22 protein-coding genes are annotated in these 16,022 nt (G+C 63.5%); 10 read left to right on the forward strand and 12 right to left on the reverse strand.

All coding sequences use genetic code 11. From position 1 onward, the window contains the following. Positions 1-2: 2 nt before the first annotated feature. From AC1TXO_RS21895 to AC1TXO_RS21920, 6 genes are all read right to left on the reverse strand, one after another. On the reverse strand, positions 3-242 hold the full coding sequence (locus AC1TXO_RS21895; RefSeq protein WP_029613593.1) for a BolA family protein: 240 nt from the start codon (positions 240-242) through the stop codon (positions 3-5). Positions 243-360: 118 nt separating this feature from the next. Then, positions 361-663 carry an STAS domain-containing protein gene (locus tag AC1TXO_RS21900; RefSeq protein WP_486403668.1) on the reverse strand — a complete coding sequence of 101 codons (303 nt, stop codon included), beginning with the start codon at positions 661-663 and terminating at the stop codon, positions 361-363. Next, positions 660-1,313, reverse strand: a complete 654-nt coding sequence (locus tag AC1TXO_RS21905) for an MlaC/ttg2D family ABC transporter substrate-binding protein (protein ID WP_486403669.1) — start codon at positions 1,311-1,313, stop codon at positions 660-662. The genes AC1TXO_RS21900 and AC1TXO_RS21905 overlap by 4 nt, the downstream gene beginning before the upstream one ends. Before the next feature lie 9 nt (positions 1,314-1,322). After that, positions 1,323-1,808 (reverse strand): outer membrane lipid asymmetry maintenance protein MlaD, encoded by a 486-nt coding sequence (mlaD, locus tag AC1TXO_RS21910; RefSeq protein WP_486403670.1) that lies wholly within the window; start codon positions 1,806-1,808, stop codon positions 1,323-1,325. Next, positions 1,808-2,605 carry a lipid asymmetry maintenance ABC transporter permease subunit MlaE gene (gene mlaE, locus AC1TXO_RS21915; RefSeq protein ID WP_486403671.1) on the reverse strand — a complete coding sequence of 266 codons (798 nt, stop codon included), beginning with the start codon at positions 2,603-2,605 and terminating at the stop codon, positions 1,808-1,810. The genes mlaD and mlaE overlap by 1 nt, the downstream gene beginning before the upstream one ends. Then, on the reverse strand, positions 2,605-3,414 hold the full coding sequence (locus AC1TXO_RS21920) for an ATP-binding cassette domain-containing protein (protein ID WP_486403672.1): 810 nt from the start codon (positions 3,412-3,414) through the stop codon (positions 2,605-2,607). The genes mlaE and AC1TXO_RS21920 overlap by 1 nt, the downstream gene beginning before the upstream one ends. 246 nt (positions 3,415-3,660) lie before the next feature. On the opposite strand from AC1TXO_RS21920, the gene AC1TXO_RS21925 reads away from it, so the two are divergent. The 10 genes from AC1TXO_RS21925 to AC1TXO_RS21970 all read left to right on the forward strand — a co-directional run bounded on the left by AC1TXO_RS21925 (position 3,661) and on the right by AC1TXO_RS21970 (position 10,661). Continuing rightward, positions 3,661-4,635, forward strand: coding sequence for a KpsF/GutQ family sugar-phosphate isomerase (locus AC1TXO_RS21925; RefSeq protein ID WP_486403673.1), 975 nt, complete (start codon positions 3,661-3,663; stop codon positions 4,633-4,635). Beyond that, positions 4,636-5,160: a KdsC family phosphatase gene (locus tag AC1TXO_RS21930; RefSeq protein ID WP_486403674.1), complete on the forward strand. Its 525-nt coding sequence runs from the start codon at positions 4,636-4,638 to the stop codon at positions 5,158-5,160. It abuts the gene before it with no gap. A gap of 8 nt (positions 5,161-5,168) precedes the next feature. Beyond that, entirely contained in the window at positions 5,169-5,741 is a 573-nt protein-coding gene (gene lptC, locus AC1TXO_RS21935; protein WP_486403675.1) for an LPS export ABC transporter periplasmic protein LptC, read from the forward strand. After that, positions 5,728-6,252 carry a lipopolysaccharide transport periplasmic protein LptA gene (lptA, locus tag AC1TXO_RS21940; RefSeq protein WP_054894379.1) on the forward strand — a complete coding sequence of 175 codons (525 nt, stop codon included), beginning with the start codon at positions 5,728-5,730 and terminating at the stop codon, positions 6,250-6,252. The genes lptC and lptA overlap by 14 nt, the downstream gene beginning before the upstream one ends. Continuing rightward, a complete protein-coding gene (gene lptB / locus AC1TXO_RS21945; RefSeq protein ID WP_486403676.1) occupies positions 6,253-6,978 on the forward strand; it encodes an LPS export ABC transporter ATP-binding protein in 726 nt (241 codons plus the stop codon). Between the two features lie 174 nt (positions 6,979-7,152). Then, positions 7,153-8,646 carry an RNA polymerase factor sigma-54 gene (locus AC1TXO_RS21950; protein WP_486403677.1) on the forward strand — a complete coding sequence of 498 codons (1,494 nt, stop codon included), beginning with the start codon at positions 7,153-7,155 and terminating at the stop codon, positions 8,644-8,646. A gap of 79 nt (positions 8,647-8,725) precedes the next feature. Then, the gene (gene hpf / locus AC1TXO_RS21955) at positions 8,726-9,034 is read left to right on the forward strand and encodes a ribosome hibernation-promoting factor, HPF/YfiA family (RefSeq protein ID WP_486403678.1); all 309 of its coding nucleotides are present in this window, start codon (positions 8,726-8,728) and stop codon (positions 9,032-9,034) included. Between the two features lie 12 nt (positions 9,035-9,046). Next, positions 9,047-9,511 carry a PTS IIA-like nitrogen regulatory protein PtsN gene (gene ptsN / locus AC1TXO_RS21960; protein ID WP_054894383.1) on the forward strand — a complete coding sequence of 155 codons (465 nt, stop codon included), beginning with the start codon at positions 9,047-9,049 and terminating at the stop codon, positions 9,509-9,511. Positions 9,512-9,513: 2 nt separating this feature from the next. Further along, a complete protein-coding gene (gene rapZ / locus AC1TXO_RS21965; RefSeq protein ID WP_486403679.1) occupies positions 9,514-10,368 on the forward strand; it encodes an RNase adapter RapZ in 855 nt (284 codons plus the stop codon). Between the two features lie 20 nt (positions 10,369-10,388). Continuing rightward, entirely contained in the window at positions 10,389-10,661 is a 273-nt protein-coding gene (locus tag AC1TXO_RS21970; RefSeq protein ID WP_486403680.1) for an HPr family phosphocarrier protein, read from the forward strand. A 39-nt stretch (positions 10,662-10,700) separates the two neighbouring features. On the opposite strand, the gene AC1TXO_RS21975 is transcribed toward AC1TXO_RS21970, so the two are convergent. From AC1TXO_RS21975 to pmbA, 6 genes are all read right to left on the reverse strand, one after another. Next, on the reverse strand, positions 10,701-11,594 hold the full coding sequence (locus AC1TXO_RS21975; RefSeq protein ID WP_486406885.1) for a ZIP family metal transporter: 894 nt from the start codon (positions 11,592-11,594) through the stop codon (positions 10,701-10,703). A gap of 11 nt (positions 11,595-11,605) precedes the next feature. Further along, positions 11,606-12,217: a superoxide dismutase gene (locus AC1TXO_RS21980; protein ID WP_486403681.1), complete on the reverse strand. Its 612-nt coding sequence runs from the start codon at positions 12,215-12,217 to the stop codon at positions 11,606-11,608. Between the two features lies 1 nt (position 12,218). Then, positions 12,219-12,680, reverse strand: a complete 462-nt coding sequence (locus AC1TXO_RS21985; protein WP_486403682.1) for a hypothetical protein — start codon at positions 12,678-12,680, stop codon at positions 12,219-12,221. 28 nt (positions 12,681-12,708) lie between these two features. Beyond that, on the reverse strand, positions 12,709-14,085 hold the full coding sequence (fumC, locus tag AC1TXO_RS21990; protein WP_486403683.1) for a class II fumarate hydratase FumC: 1,377 nt from the start codon (positions 14,083-14,085) through the stop codon (positions 12,709-12,711). Then, a complete protein-coding gene (locus tag AC1TXO_RS21995; protein WP_486403684.1) occupies positions 14,078-14,479 on the reverse strand; it encodes a FagA protein in 402 nt (133 codons plus the stop codon). The genes fumC and AC1TXO_RS21995 overlap by 8 nt, the downstream gene beginning before the upstream one ends. Before the next feature lie 139 nt (positions 14,480-14,618). Then, positions 14,619-15,965 carry a metalloprotease PmbA gene (gene pmbA / locus AC1TXO_RS22000; RefSeq protein ID WP_486403685.1) on the reverse strand — a complete coding sequence of 449 codons (1,347 nt, stop codon included), beginning with the start codon at positions 15,963-15,965 and terminating at the stop codon, positions 14,619-14,621. Positions 15,966-16,022: the final 57 nt, after the last annotated feature.

Below are 16,022 nucleotides of genomic sequence, written 5' to 3' on the forward strand. Positions count from 1 at the left end.
GCTCAGGTGCGCTCAGCCCAGGCTGCGCTGCTGAAAAATTTCATGGTTACCGCATGGATGCTGCCGTCGGCAATCCAGGGATTCAGGTGAGCATAGATCGCCTGCTGGCGCTTGACCGGGCTCTGGCCGGCCAGCTCGTCGCTGATCACGTTCAACTGGAAGTTGCAGCCTTCGCCTTCAACTTCGACCCGGGTTCCCGGCAGTTTTTCTTCAAGGAAGCTCTTAACTTCTACGGCCTGCATGCTCAACCTCAATCGGCGCCCAGTGCGCGCGGGTCGGCCATCATACAAAAAAGCCCCTCGCCTGCGAAGCCCATGCAAGGACGCGCTGACCGAGGGGCCTTTGATTTCTGCCGGACCATCAGCCCGCCAGCACTTCATCGAGGTCGTAGACCCCGGCGATTTCCCGCATGTCGGCGGGCATGTCACGCACTTCCCAGGCCTTGCCGGCCGCCTGGGCATCGCGCATGAAGGCCAGCAGCAACGACAACCCGACACTGCTGGACTTGCTCACTGCCGAACAGTCGAGCACCAGCCGCTGCTCGGCACTGGCGGCGATCAGTGCCTTGCCCTGCTTGCGCAGGGCCGGGCCGCTGCGGTAGTCGAGCACGCCGGCCAGACGCAGGACGCCCGGCTCGGCCATGCTTACACCCACCTCGCTCATTTGACTTCCTTTTCCGGCGAACTGTCGGCGGTCTGCTTGGCCTTTTCCACTTCGCCAGCCCAGCCGTCGATGGTCTTGTCGAGGTTGTTGCCGTTGCGGTTCATCGCATCGGCGAACTGATCGCGGAACAGCTTGCCGATGTTGATACCGTTGACGATGACGTTGCGTACCTTCCACTCGCCGCCGATGTTTTCCAGGGTGTACTGCACAGGGTAGACGGCACCGTTGTTGCCCGAGACCTTCATGCCCACCGAGGCGCGCTTGCCATCATCCGGCTTCGCCGGATCGACGGTGATGCCCTGGTTGTCGTATTCGAGCAGTGCGTTGCCGTAGAACTGGAACAGGCTGCGGCGGAAGTTCTCCTGGAAGCGCTGCATCTGCTCGGGCGTAGCCCGGCGCGAGTACTTGACGGTCATGATGCTCTTGGAAATGCCATCGGCATCGACCACCGGGCCCAGGATGCGGTTGAGCGCATCGTAGAACGCATTCGGATTGGACCGATACTGCTGCTTGTTGGCCTTGAGGTCGTTGAGCAGCTCAGTGGTGGTGCCCTGGACCACGTCGCGGGGAGACTGCCCCGGCGCCGCCAGGGCCATCAGGGGGAAGGCCGCCAGCAGGACCAGCAGGCCACGTCGCAGGATCGAAATCATGGAAACTCCTCAATTAGCTGGTTGGGCTTCTTTCGGTTCCTTGCCAACGGAGTTGAGCAGGAACTTGCCAATCAGATCTTCCAGCACCAGGGCAGACTGGGTGTCGTGGATGGTGCTGCCTTCCTTGAGCACTGCATCCTCCCCCCCCACGCTGATGCCGATGTACTTCTCGCCGAGCAACCCGGCGGTCAGGATCGAGGCAGTGGAATCGGTCGGCAGGTTGTCGACCGACTTGTCCAACTGCAGCGTGACCCGACCGGTGTAGGAGTCGCGGTCCAGATCGATGGCCGTGACCTTGCCGATGGTCACACCGGCCATGGTCACTTTAGCTCTGACAGTCAAACCGGCGATATTGTCGAAGTACGCATAAACTTTATAGGTGTCGCTGCTCGGGCTGGCCGACAATCCGCTGACACGCAGGGCCAGGAGCAACAGCGCCAGGATCCCGGCCAGGAGGAACAGGCCGACACCGATTTCCAGGGTGCGGTTTTGCATCAGAAATCTCCAAACATCAAGGCGGTCAGAATAAAGTCCAGACCCAGGACTGCCAACGAGGCGTAGACCACGGTCCTGGTGGTGGCACGACTGATCCCCTCTGAGGTGGGTTCGCAGTCATAGCCCTGGAATACGGCGATCCAGGTGACGACGAAGGCAAACACCAGGCTCTTGACCAGCCCGTTGATCACGTCGTCGCTGAAAGAGACGCTGTTCTGCATGTTGGCCCAGAACGAGCCCTCGTAGACCCCCAGCCAGTCCACGGCCACCCACGAGCCACCCCAGATGCCGACCACGCTGAAGATCAGCGCCAGCAGCGGCAGCGAGATGAAACCAGCCCACAGGCGTGGGGCGACGATGTACTTGAGCGGGTCGACACCGATCATCTCGAGGCTCGAGAGCTGCTCGGTCGATTTCATGTTGCCGATCTCGGCGGTCAGCGCCGAACCGGCACGCCCGGCGAACAGCAATGCAGTCACCACCGGACCCAGCTCGCGCAGCAGGGTCAGGGCGACCATCTGTCCGACGGCCTGCTCGGAACCGTATTTGGTGAGGATGCTGTAGCCCTGCAGGGCCAGCACCATGCCGATGAACATCCCCGAGACCACGATGATCGCCAGCGACAGCACGCCCACCGAGTAGAGCTGCCGGGTCAGCAGTTGGAAGCCGCCACCGATGCCGCCACGCCCGGCCAGGGCATGGAACAGGAACAGCGACGAGCGCCCAAGTACGGCCAGCACATCGATGGCGGCGCGACCGAACAGGCGAATGCGTTCGAGTATGGATTTTCTGCGCATCAACGCGCTCCCAGCAGGTCGGCGCGGTAGTCTGGCGCAGGAAAGTGGAATGGCACCGGGCCGTCCGGGTCGCCCTTCATGAACTGGCGGATGCGCGGGTTGTCCGAGCCCATCAGTTCATCCGGCGTCCCCTGCCCCAGTACCTGGCCATCGCCGACAACATAGATGTAGTCGGCGATGCTTGCGGTTTCGGCCAGATCGTGGGAAACCACGATGCTGGTGATGCCCAGCGCGTCGTTGAGCAGGCGGATCAGCCGGACCAGCACGCCCATGGCGATCGGGTCCTGGCCAACGAAAGGCTCGTCGTACATGAGGATCTGCGGGTCCAGCGCGATTGCCCGGGCCAGCGCGACGCGGCGCTTCATGCCGCCGGACAGCTCGTCCGGCATCAGGTCGATGGCACCGCGCAGGCCGACGGCCTGCAGCTTCATCAGGACGATGTCGCGGATCATCTCATCGGACAGCTGCGTGTGTACGCGCAGCGGAAAGGCCACGTTCTCGAAGACGTCCAGGTCGGTGAACAGTGCGCCGCTCTGGAACAGCACGCCCATCTGCTTGCGGGCATCGAACAGGTCGCTGCGCGACAGTGCCGGCAGGTTCTGCCCGCCGACCCAGACTTCGCCGGCGGAGGGGCGCAACTGCGCGCCCATCAGGCGCAGCAGAGTTGTCTTGCCGCACCCGGAAGGCCCCATGATGCCGGTGACCTTGCCTCGCGGGATGCGGATGTCGACATCGCTGAAAATGCTGCGCGAACCGCGTTTGAAGGTTACCCCCTTCAACTCGACCGCGTAGGCGCTATCCGAACTCATCTGGACTCCTTGCAATGCAGCCTCGCCTACATGGACGCCTGCCCTCATCATGAAGGCACACGCGTCCCTGGCGGAGCGAATAGCGGCGAACTATAGCACCGCGCAAAGGCGTCCCCAAGGCCATTTCCCGGTGTCGTTCAGGCACCGGACAGCTAATATTGCAACTTCCTACGACAACTCGAAGGTGAGGGTTTCACACATTGTCGCTATAATCGGCGCCTTTTCATCAGGCATTGCTTTTTCGACATGAGCCAATCCAGCGAGCTGATCCAATCCGCCCAGCGCACCCTGCGCCTGGAACTCGAGGCCGTAGAGGGCCTGCGGGCCCGTATCGACGACAATTTCGTCAAGGCCTGCGAGCTGATCCTGGCCAGCAAGGGGCGGGTCGTGGTGGTCGGCATGGGCAAGTCCGGCCATATCGGCAACAAGATCGCCGCCACCCTCGCCAGCACCGGAACCCCCTCGTTCTTCGTGCACCCGGCCGAGGCCAGCCATGGCGACATGGGCATGATCACCCGTGACGACGTCATTCTCGCCCTGTCCAACTCCGGCAGCACCGCCGAGATCGTCACCCTGCTGCCGCTGATCAAGCGCCTGGGCATCCAGATGATCAGCCTTACCGGCAAACCGGATTCGCCCCTGGCACAGGCCGCCGAGGTCAACCTGGACGCCAGTGTCGCCCAGGAAGCCTGCCCGCTGAACCTGGCGCCCACCTCGTCCACCACTGCGGCGCTGGTCCTGGGCGATGCCCTGGCCATCGCACTGCTCGAGGCGCGCGGCTTCACCGCCGAGGACTTCGCCTTCTCGCACCCTGGCGGTGCACTGGGCCGACGCCTGCTGCTGAAGGTCGAGAACGTCATGCACACCGGCGACGAACTGCCCCAGGTAACGCGTGGCACGCTGCTCAAGGATGCATTGCTGGAAATGTCGCGCAAGGGCCTTGGCATGACCGTGGTCATGGAACAGGATGGCCGCCTGGCCGGAGTCTTCACCGACGGCGACCTGCGCCGCAGCCTCGACCGCAACATCGATGTGCACAAGACCCTCATCGACGAGGTGATGACCGTCCATGGCAAGACCGCGCGCGCCGAAATGCTCGCCGCCGAAGCCCTCAAGATCATGGAAGACCACAAGATCAGCGCGCTGGTGGTGGTCGACGACCAGGACCGCCCGACCGGCGCCCTGAACATGCACGACCTGCTGCGTGCCGGAGTGATGTAAATGACCCACGACCTGCTGCAACGCGCCAAGGCCATCAAGCTGGCCGTGTTCGACGTCGACGGCGTGCTGACCGACGGCCGCCTGTACTTCCTCGAAGACGGCAGCGAATTCAAGACCTTCAACACCCTCGACGGCCACGGCATCAAGATGCTCATGGCCTCGGGCGTGACCACGGCGATCATCAGCGGGCGCAAGACCCCGGTGGTCGAGCGCCGGGCCCGCAACCTGGGCATCCCGCACCTGTTCCAGGGGCGCGAGGACAAGCTCGTGGTGCTCGACGGCCTGCTCGCCGAACTGGGCCTGAGCCACGAGCAGGTCGCCTACCTGGGCGACGACCTGCCCGACCTGCCGGTGATCCGCAGGGTCGGCCTGGGCATGGCGGTGGCCAACGCGGCGGCATTCGTGCGCCAGCACGCCCACGGCGTCACCCAGGCCCGCGGCGGCGAAGGCGCAGCCCGCGAGTTCTGTGAACTGATCATGCAGGCCCAGGGTACCCTGGACGCTGCCAACGCCCATTACCTGTAGGCCTCGCCATGCTCAGCAAGAAACTTCGAAATGCCGTGCTGCTGGCTGTCATCGCCGCACTGCTGGTGGCCGTCGGCTACTGGAACATCAGCCCCGAAAGCTTCCTCGACAAGCCCGTGGCGCAGGTCGACGAGAGCGCCATCGACTACTATGCGATCAATGCCCACAGCGTGCAGTTCCTGCCGGACGGCCGACTGCAGTACGAAATGACCGCCGACAAGGTCGAGCACCTCAAGGCCAGCGAGGTCACCCTGGTGACCACGCCCGACATGCACATCTACCGCGGCACCGCGTTCCCCTGGCATGTGCAGAGCGTGCGCGCCGAGGTCAACCCGGACGGTACCGAGGTCGAACTGATCGACAATGTGCGGATCGCCCGCACCGACGAAAAACAGCGCGACACCCTCATCACCAGCTCGCGCATGACGGTGTTCCCGCAGAAGCAATATGCGCAGACCGATCAAGCCGTTAGAATCGACGGCGCCGGTGGCACGACTACGGGCGTAGGAATGAAAGCGTATTTGGAAGACGGCAGGATGGACCTGCTGTCCAACGTAAGAGGACAGTATGAGGCTCGTTAAAACCCTCCCCCTTTTGCTCAGCCTGAGCGCAGCACTGGGAAGCGCGAGCGCCTTGGCCCTGCCGAACGACCGTGACCAGCCGATCCGCATCCAGGCGGACAACGCGCACCTGGACGACAAGCAGGGCGTTGCCACCTACACCGGCGATGTGATCATCACCCAGGGCTCGATGATGATCAAAGGCAACACCGTGACCATGACCCGTGCCGCCTCCGGCGACATCGACGTGGTGACCTCGGTGGGCAACCTGGCCTACTTCGAGCAGCAGCAGAGTGCCGCCAAGCCCGACAAGATGAAAGGCTGGGCCGTCACCATCCAGTACCAGGCGCAGAAGGATATCGTCATCCTCACCGACCGCGCCAAGGTCGAGAACGAAGGCAACACCACCGAAGGCGAGAAGATCGTCTACAACACCAAGACCCAGGTGGCTACCGCCGGTCGTGGTGGCAACGTGACTGCACCTCGTCAGCGTATCGACATGGTGATCCAACCGAAGAAAAAGGCCGAGTAAATGGCAACCCTCAAAGCCCAGCACCTGGCCAAGAGCTACAAGGGCCGCCAGGTCGTACGCGACGTCAGCCTGTCGATCGACAGCGGCCAGATCGTCGGCCTGCTCGGCCCCAACGGCGCCGGCAAGACCACCTGCTTCTACATGATCGTGGGGCTGGTGCAGGCCGATCAGGGCCGCGTGCTCATCGACAGCCATGATGTCAGCCACCAGCCCATGCACGGCCGTGCCCAGGCCGGCATCGGCTACCTGCCGCAGGAAGCCTCGATCTTCCGCAAGCTGTCGGTGGCCGACAACATCATGGCCATTCTCGAGACCCGCAAGGATCTCGACCGCGACGGGCGGCGCAAGGAACTGGAAAGCCTGCTGCAGGAATTCCACATCAGCCATATCCGCGACAACCTCGGCATGAGCCTGTCCGGTGGTGAGCGCCGCCGCGTGGAAATCGCCCGCGCCCTCGCCACCTCGCCGAAGTTCATCCTGCTGGACGAACCCTTCGCCGGTGTCGACCCGATCTCGGTCGGCGACATCAAGCAGATCATCCACCACCTCAAGGCCAAGGGCATCGGTGTACTGATCACCGACCACAACGTGCGCGAGACCCTCGACATCTGTGAGACCGCCTACATCGTCAACGATGGTCAACTGATCGCCGAAGGCGATGCCGAGACCATCCTGGCCAACCAGCTGGTCAAGGAAGTCTACCTGGGCCACGAGTTCCGACTCTGACGACCGGGGACCTGCCTGGAGCATTGGAAAAGCCTGCCGAAAGGGGCTTAAGTGTTACAGTGCTCTAGGCAAACGCTACAATTTCAGGCATATAACTTGCTTAAGATTTGGCGCTCCGGCGCCCTGTAGTGGATGGCGCATGCGCGCCGGCGAACAAGGTATTAAGCCCCAGCCATGAAACCATCGCTCGTCCTAAAAATGGGCCAGCAACTGACGATGACCCCGCAGTTGCAACAGGCCATCCGTCTGCTCCAGCTCTCGACCCTGGACCTCCAGCAGGAAATCCAGGAAGCGCTGGAATCCAATCCGATGCTCGAACGCCAGGAAGACGGCGACGACTTCGACAACAGCGATCCGATGGCCGAGAACGGCGAAAGCAAGCCTGCCACCGAATCCCAGGACAGCAGCTTCCAGGAAACCACCGCCAGCACGGAAACCCTCGAAGAAGGCGAATGGAGCGAGCGCATCCCCAACGAACTGCCGGTCGACACGGCCTGGGAAGACATCTACCAGACCAGCGCCAGCAGCCTGCCGAGCAATGACGACGACGAGTGGGACTTCACCACCCGCACCTCGGTCGGCGAAAGCCTGCAGAGTCACCTGCTGTGGCAGCTCAACCTGGCACCGATGTCCGACACCGACCGGCTGATCGCCGTCACGCTAATCGACAGCATCAACGACCAGGGCTACCTGGAAGACAGCCTCGAAGAGATCTGCGCAGGTTTCGACCCGGAACTGGACATCGAACTGGATGAGGTCGAAGCGGTACTGCACCGTATCCAGCAGTTCGAGCCCGCCGGCGTCGGTGCGCGCCACCTGGGCGAGTGCCTGCTGCTGCAACTGCGCCAACTGCCGGCCAGCGTGCCGTGGATGGCCGAGGCCCAAAGCCTGGTCACCGACTACATCGACCTGCTCGGCAGCCGCGACTACAGCCAGTTGATGCGGCGCATGAAGCTCAAGGAAGACGAACTGCGCCAGGTCATCGAACTGGTCCAGAGCCTGAACCCGCGCCCGGGCTCGCAGATCGAGTCCAGCGAACCTGAATACGTGGTGCCCGACGTCATCGTGCGCAAGGACAGCGACCGTTGGCTGGTCGAGCTGAACCAGGAGGCGGTGCCGCGCCTGCGGGTCAATCCGCAGTACGCAGGTTTCGTGCGCCGCGCCGACACCAGCGCCGACAACACCTTCATGCGCAACCAGTTGCAGGAGGCGCGCTGGTTCATCAAGAGCCTGCAGAGCCGCAACGAGACGCTGATGAAGGTCGCCACACAGATCGTCGAGCACCAGCGCGGCTTTCTCGACCACGGCGACGAAGCCATGAAGCCGCTGGTCCTGCATGACATCGCCGAGGCGGTGGGCATGCACGAGTCGACCATCTCCCGGGTCACCACGCAGAAATACATGCACACCCCGCGTGGCATCTACGAATTGAAATACTTTTTCTCGAGCCACGTGAGCACCGCCGAAGGCGGCGAATGCTCGTCCACGGCGATTCGCGCGATCATCAAGAAACTGGTGGCCGCGGAAAATCAGAAAAAGCCATTGAGTGACAGCAAGATCGCTGGTTTACTGGAGGCACAAGGCATCCAGGTAGCCCGTCGCACCGTCGCCAAATACCGCGAATCGCTAGGCATCGCACCGTCGAGCGAACGCAAGCGACTGATGTAGCCCCCGGATGTGCCACAGCGTTTCAGTGGCAGGTGCAATACCTGCCTCTTATATGCACGGGCAACAAAGGAGAAGCTGTATGCAAGTCAACATCAGTGGACACCATGTAGAAGTCACCGAACCGCTGCGTGAGTACGTACTCGAGAAACTCGCTCGCGTGGAGGGTCACTTCGACAAGATCACCAACGTGCAGGTCATCCTGAAGGTCGAGAAGCTGCAGCAGAAGGTCGAGGCCACGCTGCAGATTCCCGGCGGCGAAGTGGTCGCCAACGCGGAACACGAAGACATGTATGCAGCGATCGACGCCCTGGCAGACAAGCTCGACCGCCAATTGAAAAAACACAAGGAAAAACAGCAAAGCCTGCTGCAAGGTGCAGCTGCCCGCTGATCCCCCTCATCCATGATCCGACTTGAAACCATCCTGACCCCCGGCCGTTCCCTCGTGAACGTGCCGGGCGGCAGCAAGAAGCGCGCCCTGGAAAAGGTCGCCAACCTCATTGCCGAGCAAGTACCTGAGCTTGCGATGCAAGACGTCTTCGAAAAGCTCATCGCTCGCGAAAAACTGGGCTCCACCGGCTTCGGCAATGGCATCGCCATTCCCCACTGCCGCCTGGAAGGCTGTACCGCCCCCGTCAGCGCCCTGCTGCATCTGGACGCCCCGATCGACTACGACGCCATCGACGGCGCCCCGGTTGACCTGCTGTTCGTGCTGCTGGTCCCGGAAGCGGCCACCGACGCCCACCTCGAACTGCTGCGCCAGATCGCCAGCATGCTCGATCGCAAGGAAGTCCGTGATCGACTGCGTGCCGCCGACAGCAGCGAAGCCCTCTACCAGGTAGTCCTGGACGCACAGAACGAGCACTGAACATGCGCCTGATCATCGTCAGCGGCCGGTCCGGCTCCGGCAAGAGCACCGCGCTCGATGTGCTGGAAGACAACGGCTACTACTGCATCGACAACCTGCCCGCCGGGTTGCTGCCGCAGCTGGCGGAAAATGCGCTGATCAACACCGAACTGCTGCAACCGAAGGTTGCCGTGTCCATCGACGCGCGCAACCTGCCCAGCCATCTGTCGCGCTTCCCCGAACTGCTGGCCGACGCCCGCGCCCGGCACATCCAATGCGATGTGCTGTACCTGGACGCCGACGAGGACACACTGCTCAAGCGCTTCTCCGAAACCCGGCGACGTCACCCGCTGACCAACGCCGACCGCTCGCTGGCCGAGGCCATCCGGGTCGAGAGCGAGTTGCTCGGCCCCATTGCCGACCTCGCCGACCTGAAGATCGACACCACGAGCCTGAATCTCTACCAGCTGCGTGACTCGATCAAGCTGCGTCTGCTGAACCAGCCGGAGCCCGGCACCGCTTTCCTGGTCGAATCCTTCGGCTTCAAGCGCGGCATGCCGGTGGACGCCGACCTGGTGTTCGACGTACGCTGCCTGCCCAACCCCTACTGGAAGCCGGAACTGCGCGACCACTCGGGCCTTGAACAACCGGTGATCGACTACCTCGCAGCGCAGGCGGATGTCGAGGAAATGTTCCAGGACATCTCCAGCTACCTGCTCAAGTGGTTGCCGCGCTTTGCCGCCAGCAACCGCGCCTATGTCACCATCGCCGTCGGCTGTACCGGCGGGCACCATCGCTCGGTCTACATCACCGAACGGCTCGGCCAGTTGCTGCAGCAAACCCTGAAAAACGTCCAGGTCCGCCACCGCGACCTCTAACCCACAGGATCCACCCCACGATGCCCGCCCGCGAAATCACCATCATCAACAAGCTGGGCCTGCATGCCCGGGCGGCGGCCAAGTTCGTCGGCGTGGCCGGGAAGTTTCCCTGCCAGGTGCGGGTCGGCCGTGCGCCCGACAAGCTGGTGGACGGCAAGAGCATCATGGCAGTGATGATGCTCGCCGCAGGTAAAGGTACCCAGGTGCACCTGTCCACCGAGGGCGAGCAGGACGACGCTGCGCTCGAAGCCCTGGTGGCGCTGATCAACAACTATTTCGACGAAGGCGAATGAGCCGACAGGCAAGCGCGGCCTTGCCACGCTGACGGACAGTCAGGACATCGCGGTATCCATCACCATCATCAGGCAGAAGCCGATGCACAGCCCGAGGCTCGCCAGGCGGTGGTTACCATTGCTGCGTGACTCGGGAATGATCTCCTGGGTCACCACCAGCAACATCGCCCCCGCCGCGCAGGCCAACCCCAGCGGCAGCAACAGTTCGGCGACATTCACCAACCAGGCGCAGAGCACTGCCGCCACCGGCTCCACCAGCCCGGATGCCGCCCCGATCAGAAAGGCCTTGAAGCGTGGCATGCCCGCTCCCGCCAGTACCAAGGCGATCACCAGGCCTTCGGGAACATCCTGCAAGGCAATGCCCATGGCCAGGCTGTCGGCATCGGGCATGCCTCCTCCGGCCGAGACGCCAACGGCCATGCCTTCAGGGATGTTGTGCGCAATGATCGCGGCGACGAACAACCAGATCCGCGCCGCAATCACCGGCTCGTTGCCCTGCCTGACCAGCGACTCGGGAGAAACCCTCGATACCCTCAGATCCACCAGGAACAGGCACAGCGCCCCGGCCAGCAGGCCCGCACTGACCAGGCTACCGGCGCCCCACGGGCTGAAACCGATGGATTGCGCGGCATCCAGCCCTGGAATGATCAGCGAGAACGCAGTGGCCGCAAGCATCACGCCAGCACCAAAGCCGAGCAGGGTATCGGCCACCGCCACCGGCATGTTGCGAATCACCAGTACCGGTACCGCGCCCAGCGCCGTGCCCAGCGCACACAAGGCCCCGCCTTCGAGCGCACGCAGCATGCGTGGTTCCAGGTCCAGCCAGGCGATGCCCCGTGCCACCAGCAGCGCCGTACCGACCAGCAACAGCAAGGTCCCAAGCGCCAGGCGGAACAGGCGCACACTGCTGACAGACATCACCTCCGAGCGCATACCGGGTCGACTCACTTGAGGGCTTCGAGGTAACGACGTTCCACTTCGGCCCAGTCGACGACGTTGTAGAAGGCACCGATGTATTCCGGACGACGGTTCTGGTACTTGAGGTAGTAGGCGTGCTCCCACACGTCCAGCCCCAGGATCGGCGTATTGCCGTGCATCAGCGGGCTGTCCTGGTTACCACTGCTTTCCACCACCAGTTGTTTTTGCGGGGTGACGCTGAGCCAGGCCCAACCGCTGCCGAACCGGGTCAGCGCGGCCTTGGTGAACGCCTCCTTGAACGCCTCGAAGCCACCCAGCTGTCCGTCGATGGCTGCCGCCACCTGCCCCTTGGGCTGGCCGCCGCCCTTGGGCGACATCACGGTCCAGAACAGCGCATGGTTGGCGTGACCGCCCCCCTGGTTGACCACGGCGCCCTGCAGCTTCTCGGGCAGTTGCCCGACCGCCCCGACCAGCTTGTCGATCGGCCACTCGGCCCACTCGGTCCCCTCGATCGCAGCGTTGAGGTTGTTGACGTAGGTCTGGTGATGCTTGCTGTGGTGGATCTCCATGGTCTGGGTGTCGATGTGCGGTTCCAGCGCATCGTAGGCGTAGGGCAGTGCAGGCAAGGTATGGGGCATGTCAGTGGATTCCGTAGGCAGGTGAACGGGGGGTGACATCCGGCCGGGCAGCCAGCGCGCTCGTCGCCGGGGCGTGGCGGTCGAGCAGCCGCTCGGTGCGTGGGTACTGGCCGTATTCGGCGATGAAATTCAACAATTCGGTGTAGGTGCGCCCACTGTGGCGCAATGCGGCCTCGCGCAAGGTCTGTGGCAGGCGCGGCTCCTGACTGGCCTGGAGCAGGCGCTGGTGCGCGGCGCACAGGTAGTCGGCGCTTTCGTGGGGCTGGTTCAGGCGCAGGTGCAGGTCGGCCAGGTTGTGATGGGCAATGACGAAGGCTGCCACCGCTTCATCGACGTCATGCCAGCGCTCGAACAGCACCTGGGCCAGCGCCAGGGCCTGCAGGTAGAGCTCCCGCGCATCGACCAGCTCGCCCTGTTCGAACAGGCGGTTGGCACTTTGGGTGGTGCGTTTCCAGTGCTGCATGACGTGTCTCCTGAACGGGGAACGCGGATCAGATACCGCCAGCGGTGAGTTTTTCCGGATCCAGCAGGGCTTCGAGCTGATCGCGCGACAGGTCGGTGTGCTCCAGCGCCACCTCGACGATCGGACGCCCCTGCTGGTAGGCGGTCTTGGCGATCTCGGCGGCTTTCAGGTAACCGATGATCGGGTTCAACGCCGTGACCAGGATCGGATTGCGCGACAGCGCTTCCTTGAGCTTGGGCTCGTTGACCTTGAAGCTGGCGATGGCCTTGTCCGCCAGCAGGCGGCTGACGTTGGCCATCAGTTCGATGCTCTCCAGCAGGTTGCGGGCGATCACCGGCAGCATCACGTTGAGCTCGAAGTTGCCCGACTGGCCGGCAACGGCGATGGTCGCGTCGTTGCCGATGACCTGCGCGGCAACCATTGCAGTGGCTTCGGGAATCACCGGGTTGACCTTGCCCGGCATGATCGAGGAACCAGGCTGCAACCCCTCGAGTTCGATTTCGCCAAGGCCGGCCAGGGGGCCGGAGTTCATCCAGCGCAGGTCGTTGGCGATCTTCATCAGTGCGACGGCGGTGGTCTTGAGTTGGCCCGACAGTGCCACGGCCGTGTCTTGCGAACCGATCAGCGCGAACAGGTTGTCCCCGGGGGTGAACGCAACACCGGTCAGGTCGCTCAGTTCGCGGGCAAAGCCTGCAGCGAACTGCGGATGGGCGTTGATCCCGGTGCCGACTGCGGTGCCGCCCTGGGCCAGAGCCTGCAGCGCTGGCAACGTGGCTTGCAGGTGCGCACGGGCCGCCTTGATCTGCGCCGCCCAGCCACCGAGCACCTGGCTCATGCGTACCGGCATGGCATCCATCAGGTGGGTGCGCCCGGTCTTGACGTAGCGATGCACTTGCACGGCCTTGCTCTCGATCACCTGGACCAGGTGCTCCAGCGCCGGCAGCAGCTGCTCGTGCAACGCCAGCGCAGCGCTGACGTGAATGGTGGTCGGGATGATGTCGTTGCTGCTCTGGCCGCAGTTGACGTGGTCGTTGGCATTGACCTTGTCACCGAGCAGGCGACTGGCAAGGGTGGCGATCACCTCGTTGGCATTCATGTTGGAACTGGTGCCGGAGCCGGTCTGGAACACATCCACCGGGAAATGCGCGATGAAATCCTCGGCCAGCAGCTGCTCGACGGCCTTGACGATGGCGCCACCCTGCCCTGCGCTCACCTGTTCCAGCTCGATGTTGGCCTTGGCCGCAGCCGCCTTGGCCAGCAGCAGCGCACGAATGAACTGCAGCGGCATGCGCTGGCCGCTGACCGGGAAGTTGTCGACCGCGCGCTGGGTCTGGGCACCATACAGGGCCTGGGCCGGCACCTGCAGTTCGCCCATGCTGTCGCGCTCGATACGGGTATTACTCATCATCGGATCCTTGCATCAGTTCATCGGGGGAAATCGAAGGCAACAGCACGCAGTTGGCCAGTTGCAGCGCATACGGCTGCCAGCGCTCGTTGCGCTCGCAGCGGTCGAGGTTGCGCAGGTCGAGCAGCGGGCGCCAGGCCTGGTCCAGGCACTGGCAGCGCCAATGCCAGGGCAGCATGCGGTCGCAGGCGGTATCCAGCAGCAGACGGAAGGACGTCAGGGCCACGGTCCAGGGCGAGGTCTCGGTGCAGCACACCAGATAGCGGCCCTCGGCCAGGTAATGCTCGATCAGGCGCGGTTCGTCGGGCTCGAGGGCGCAGCGGATGCGACGGCTCAGCCAACGCCAGTTTTCCAGGTAGGGCAGTTCGTGGAGGACGGTTTTCATGAACATCATCGCCGGGGTTACTGGATAATGATATTCATTATTAAGTGATAAATAGAATCACTTCAAGAGAAAATCCATGCACAAAAAACCCGGCGCGATGGCCGGGTTTTCCATTCCTGGCAGGATCGGGGCAGGCAGCCCTACCCGGTCAGCTACCGGCGACCATCATCCGCTCGATCAGCACCGAACCGCTGTGGATGTTGCTGCGGGTTTCGACATCGCTGCCGATGGCGACAATCTGCTGGAACATATCCTTCATATTGCCGGCGATGGTCACTTCCTGGACCGGGAACTGGATCTCGCCGTTCTCGACCCAGAAGCCCGCGGCCCCGCGCGAGTAGTCGCCGGTGACCATGTTCAGGCCATGCCCCATCAGTTCGGTCACCAGCAGCCCACGCCCCATGCGGCGGATCAGTGCGGCCTGGTCTTCGACACCATGGGTGACGAACAGGTTGTGCACACCGCCCGAGTTGGCGGTGCTCGGCAACTTGAGCTTGCGTCCGGCGTAGGTGCCGAGGATGTACGACACCAACTCGCCCTTGTCGACGAACGGCTTGGCGTAGGTGGCCAGGCCATCACCGTCGAATGCCGCGCTGCCCAGCGCCCGCGGAATGTGCGGGCGTTCATCGAGGGTCAGCCAGGTCGGGAACAGCCGCTGTCCGATGGTACCCTCGAGGAAGGAAGACTTGCGGTACAGGTTGCCGCCGGAAATCGCCGAGAGGAAGCTGCCGAACAAGCCGCCTGCCAGCTCGGCGGCGAACAGTACCGGCACCTCGCAGGTCGGCACCGGTCGCGCGCCCAGGCGGCTGGCCGCACGCTGCGCCGCACGTTGTCCGATGCTGCGCGGGTCGGCGAGCAGTTCACCCTGGCGGTTGACGTCGTACCAGTAGTCGCGCTGCATCTGCCCGCCCCCTTCGGCGATCATCACGCAGCTCAGGCTATGGCGGGTCGAGGCATAGCCGCCGACGAAACCGTGGCTGTTGCCATATACCCGCACGCCCTGATGGGTGTTGAGGGTAGTGCCATCGGCGTTGAGGATGCGCTTGTCGGCGTCAAAGGCAGCCGCCTCGCACTCCAGCGCCATCTCGATGGCCCGCTCCGGCTCGATGTCCCAGTCGTGATAGAGGTCCAGATCGGGCATCTGGCGCGCCATCAGCGCGGCGTCCGCCAGGCCCGAGCACTCATCCTCGGAGGTGTGCCTGGCGATTGCCAATGCCGCTGCCACGGTTTCACGAATCGCTTCAGGCCCGCTCGCCGAGGTGCTCGCCGAACCTTTGCGCTGGCCGACATAGAGGGTGATGCCAAAGCCCTGGTCACGGTTGAACTCGACCGTCTCGACCTCGCGCTGGCGCACGCTGGTGGACAACCCCTGCTCCAGCGAAACGGCGACCTCGCAGGCACTGGCGCCCTGGCGGCGCGCTTCGGCGACGATCGCTTCGACCTGTTCCTGCAACGCTGGCAGGTCCTTGGGGCCTATGCTCTGGACTGCACTCATGGTTTTCTCCACTCAAATTCTGCGTTCGGCAAGGGCCATTCTTCGACCGGGCCGGAC

This window comes from Pseudomonas sp. FA117 (assembly GCF_057370475.1).

Excerpts from the sequence above, each read along its gene's own strand:
- AC1TXO_RS21995 (WP_486403684.1), bottom strand. The coding sequence starts at position 14,479 with ATGATGTTCATGAAAACCGTCCTCCACGAACTGCCCTACCTGGAAAAC.
- AC1TXO_RS21925 (WP_486403673.1), top strand. The coding sequence starts at position 3,661 with ATGAGCCAATCCAGCGAGCTGATCCAATCCGCCCAGCGCACCCTGCGC.
- ptsN (WP_054894383.1), top strand. The coding sequence starts at position 9,047 with ATGATCCGACTTGAAACCATCCTGACCCCCGGCCGTTCCCTCGTGAAC.
- lptA (WP_054894379.1), top strand. The coding sequence starts at position 5,728 with ATGAGGCTCGTTAAAACCCTCCCCCTTTTGCTCAGCCTGAGCGCAGCA.
- AC1TXO_RS21905 (WP_486403669.1), bottom strand. The coding sequence starts at position 1,313 with ATGATTTCGATCCTGCGACGTGGCCTGCTGGTCCTGCTGGCGGCCTTC.
- AC1TXO_RS21970 (WP_486403680.1), top strand. The coding sequence starts at position 10,389 with ATGCCCGCCCGCGAAATCACCATCATCAACAAGCTGGGCCTGCATGCC.
- AC1TXO_RS21950 (WP_486403677.1), top strand. The coding sequence starts at position 7,153 with ATGAAACCATCGCTCGTCCTAAAAATGGGCCAGCAACTGACGATGACC.
- AC1TXO_RS21920 (WP_486403672.1), bottom strand. The coding sequence starts at position 3,414 with ATGAGTTCGGATAGCGCCTACGCGGTCGAGTTGAAGGGGGTAACCTTC.
- hpf (WP_486403678.1), top strand. The coding sequence starts at position 8,726 with ATGCAAGTCAACATCAGTGGACACCATGTAGAAGTCACCGAACCGCTG.
- pmbA (WP_486403685.1), bottom strand. The coding sequence starts at position 15,965 with ATGAGTGCAGTCCAGAGCATAGGCCCCAAGGACCTGCCAGCGTTGCAG.
- mlaE (WP_486403671.1), bottom strand. The coding sequence starts at position 2,605 with ATGCGCAGAAAATCCATACTCGAACGCATTCGCCTGTTCGGTCGCGCC.
- AC1TXO_RS21975 (WP_486406885.1), bottom strand. The coding sequence starts at position 11,594 with ATGCGCTCGGAGGTGATGTCTGTCAGCAGTGTGCGCCTGTTCCGCCTG.
- lptC (WP_486403675.1), top strand. The coding sequence starts at position 5,169 with ATGCTCAGCAAGAAACTTCGAAATGCCGTGCTGCTGGCTGTCATCGCC.
- AC1TXO_RS21895 (WP_029613593.1), bottom strand. The coding sequence starts at position 242 with ATGCAGGCCGTAGAAGTTAAGAGCTTCCTTGAAGAAAAACTGCCGGGA.
- AC1TXO_RS21980 (WP_486403681.1), bottom strand. The coding sequence starts at position 12,217 with ATGCCCCATACCTTGCCTGCACTGCCCTACGCCTACGATGCGCTGGAA.
- lptB (WP_486403676.1), top strand. The coding sequence starts at position 6,253 with ATGGCAACCCTCAAAGCCCAGCACCTGGCCAAGAGCTACAAGGGCCGC.
- fumC (WP_486403683.1), bottom strand. The coding sequence starts at position 14,085 with ATGAGTAATACCCGTATCGAGCGCGACAGCATGGGCGAACTGCAGGTG.
- mlaD (WP_486403670.1), bottom strand. The coding sequence starts at position 1,808 with ATGCAAAACCGCACCCTGGAAATCGGTGTCGGCCTGTTCCTCCTGGCC.
- AC1TXO_RS21900 (WP_486403668.1), bottom strand. The coding sequence starts at position 663 with ATGAGCGAGGTGGGTGTAAGCATGGCCGAGCCGGGCGTCCTGCGTCTG.
- AC1TXO_RS21985 (WP_486403682.1), bottom strand. The coding sequence starts at position 12,680 with ATGCAGCACTGGAAACGCACCACCCAAAGTGCCAACCGCCTGTTCGAA.
- rapZ (WP_486403679.1), top strand. The coding sequence starts at position 9,514 with ATGCGCCTGATCATCGTCAGCGGCCGGTCCGGCTCCGGCAAGAGCACC.
- AC1TXO_RS21930 (WP_486403674.1), top strand. The coding sequence starts at position 4,636 with ATGACCCACGACCTGCTGCAACGCGCCAAGGCCATCAAGCTGGCCGTG.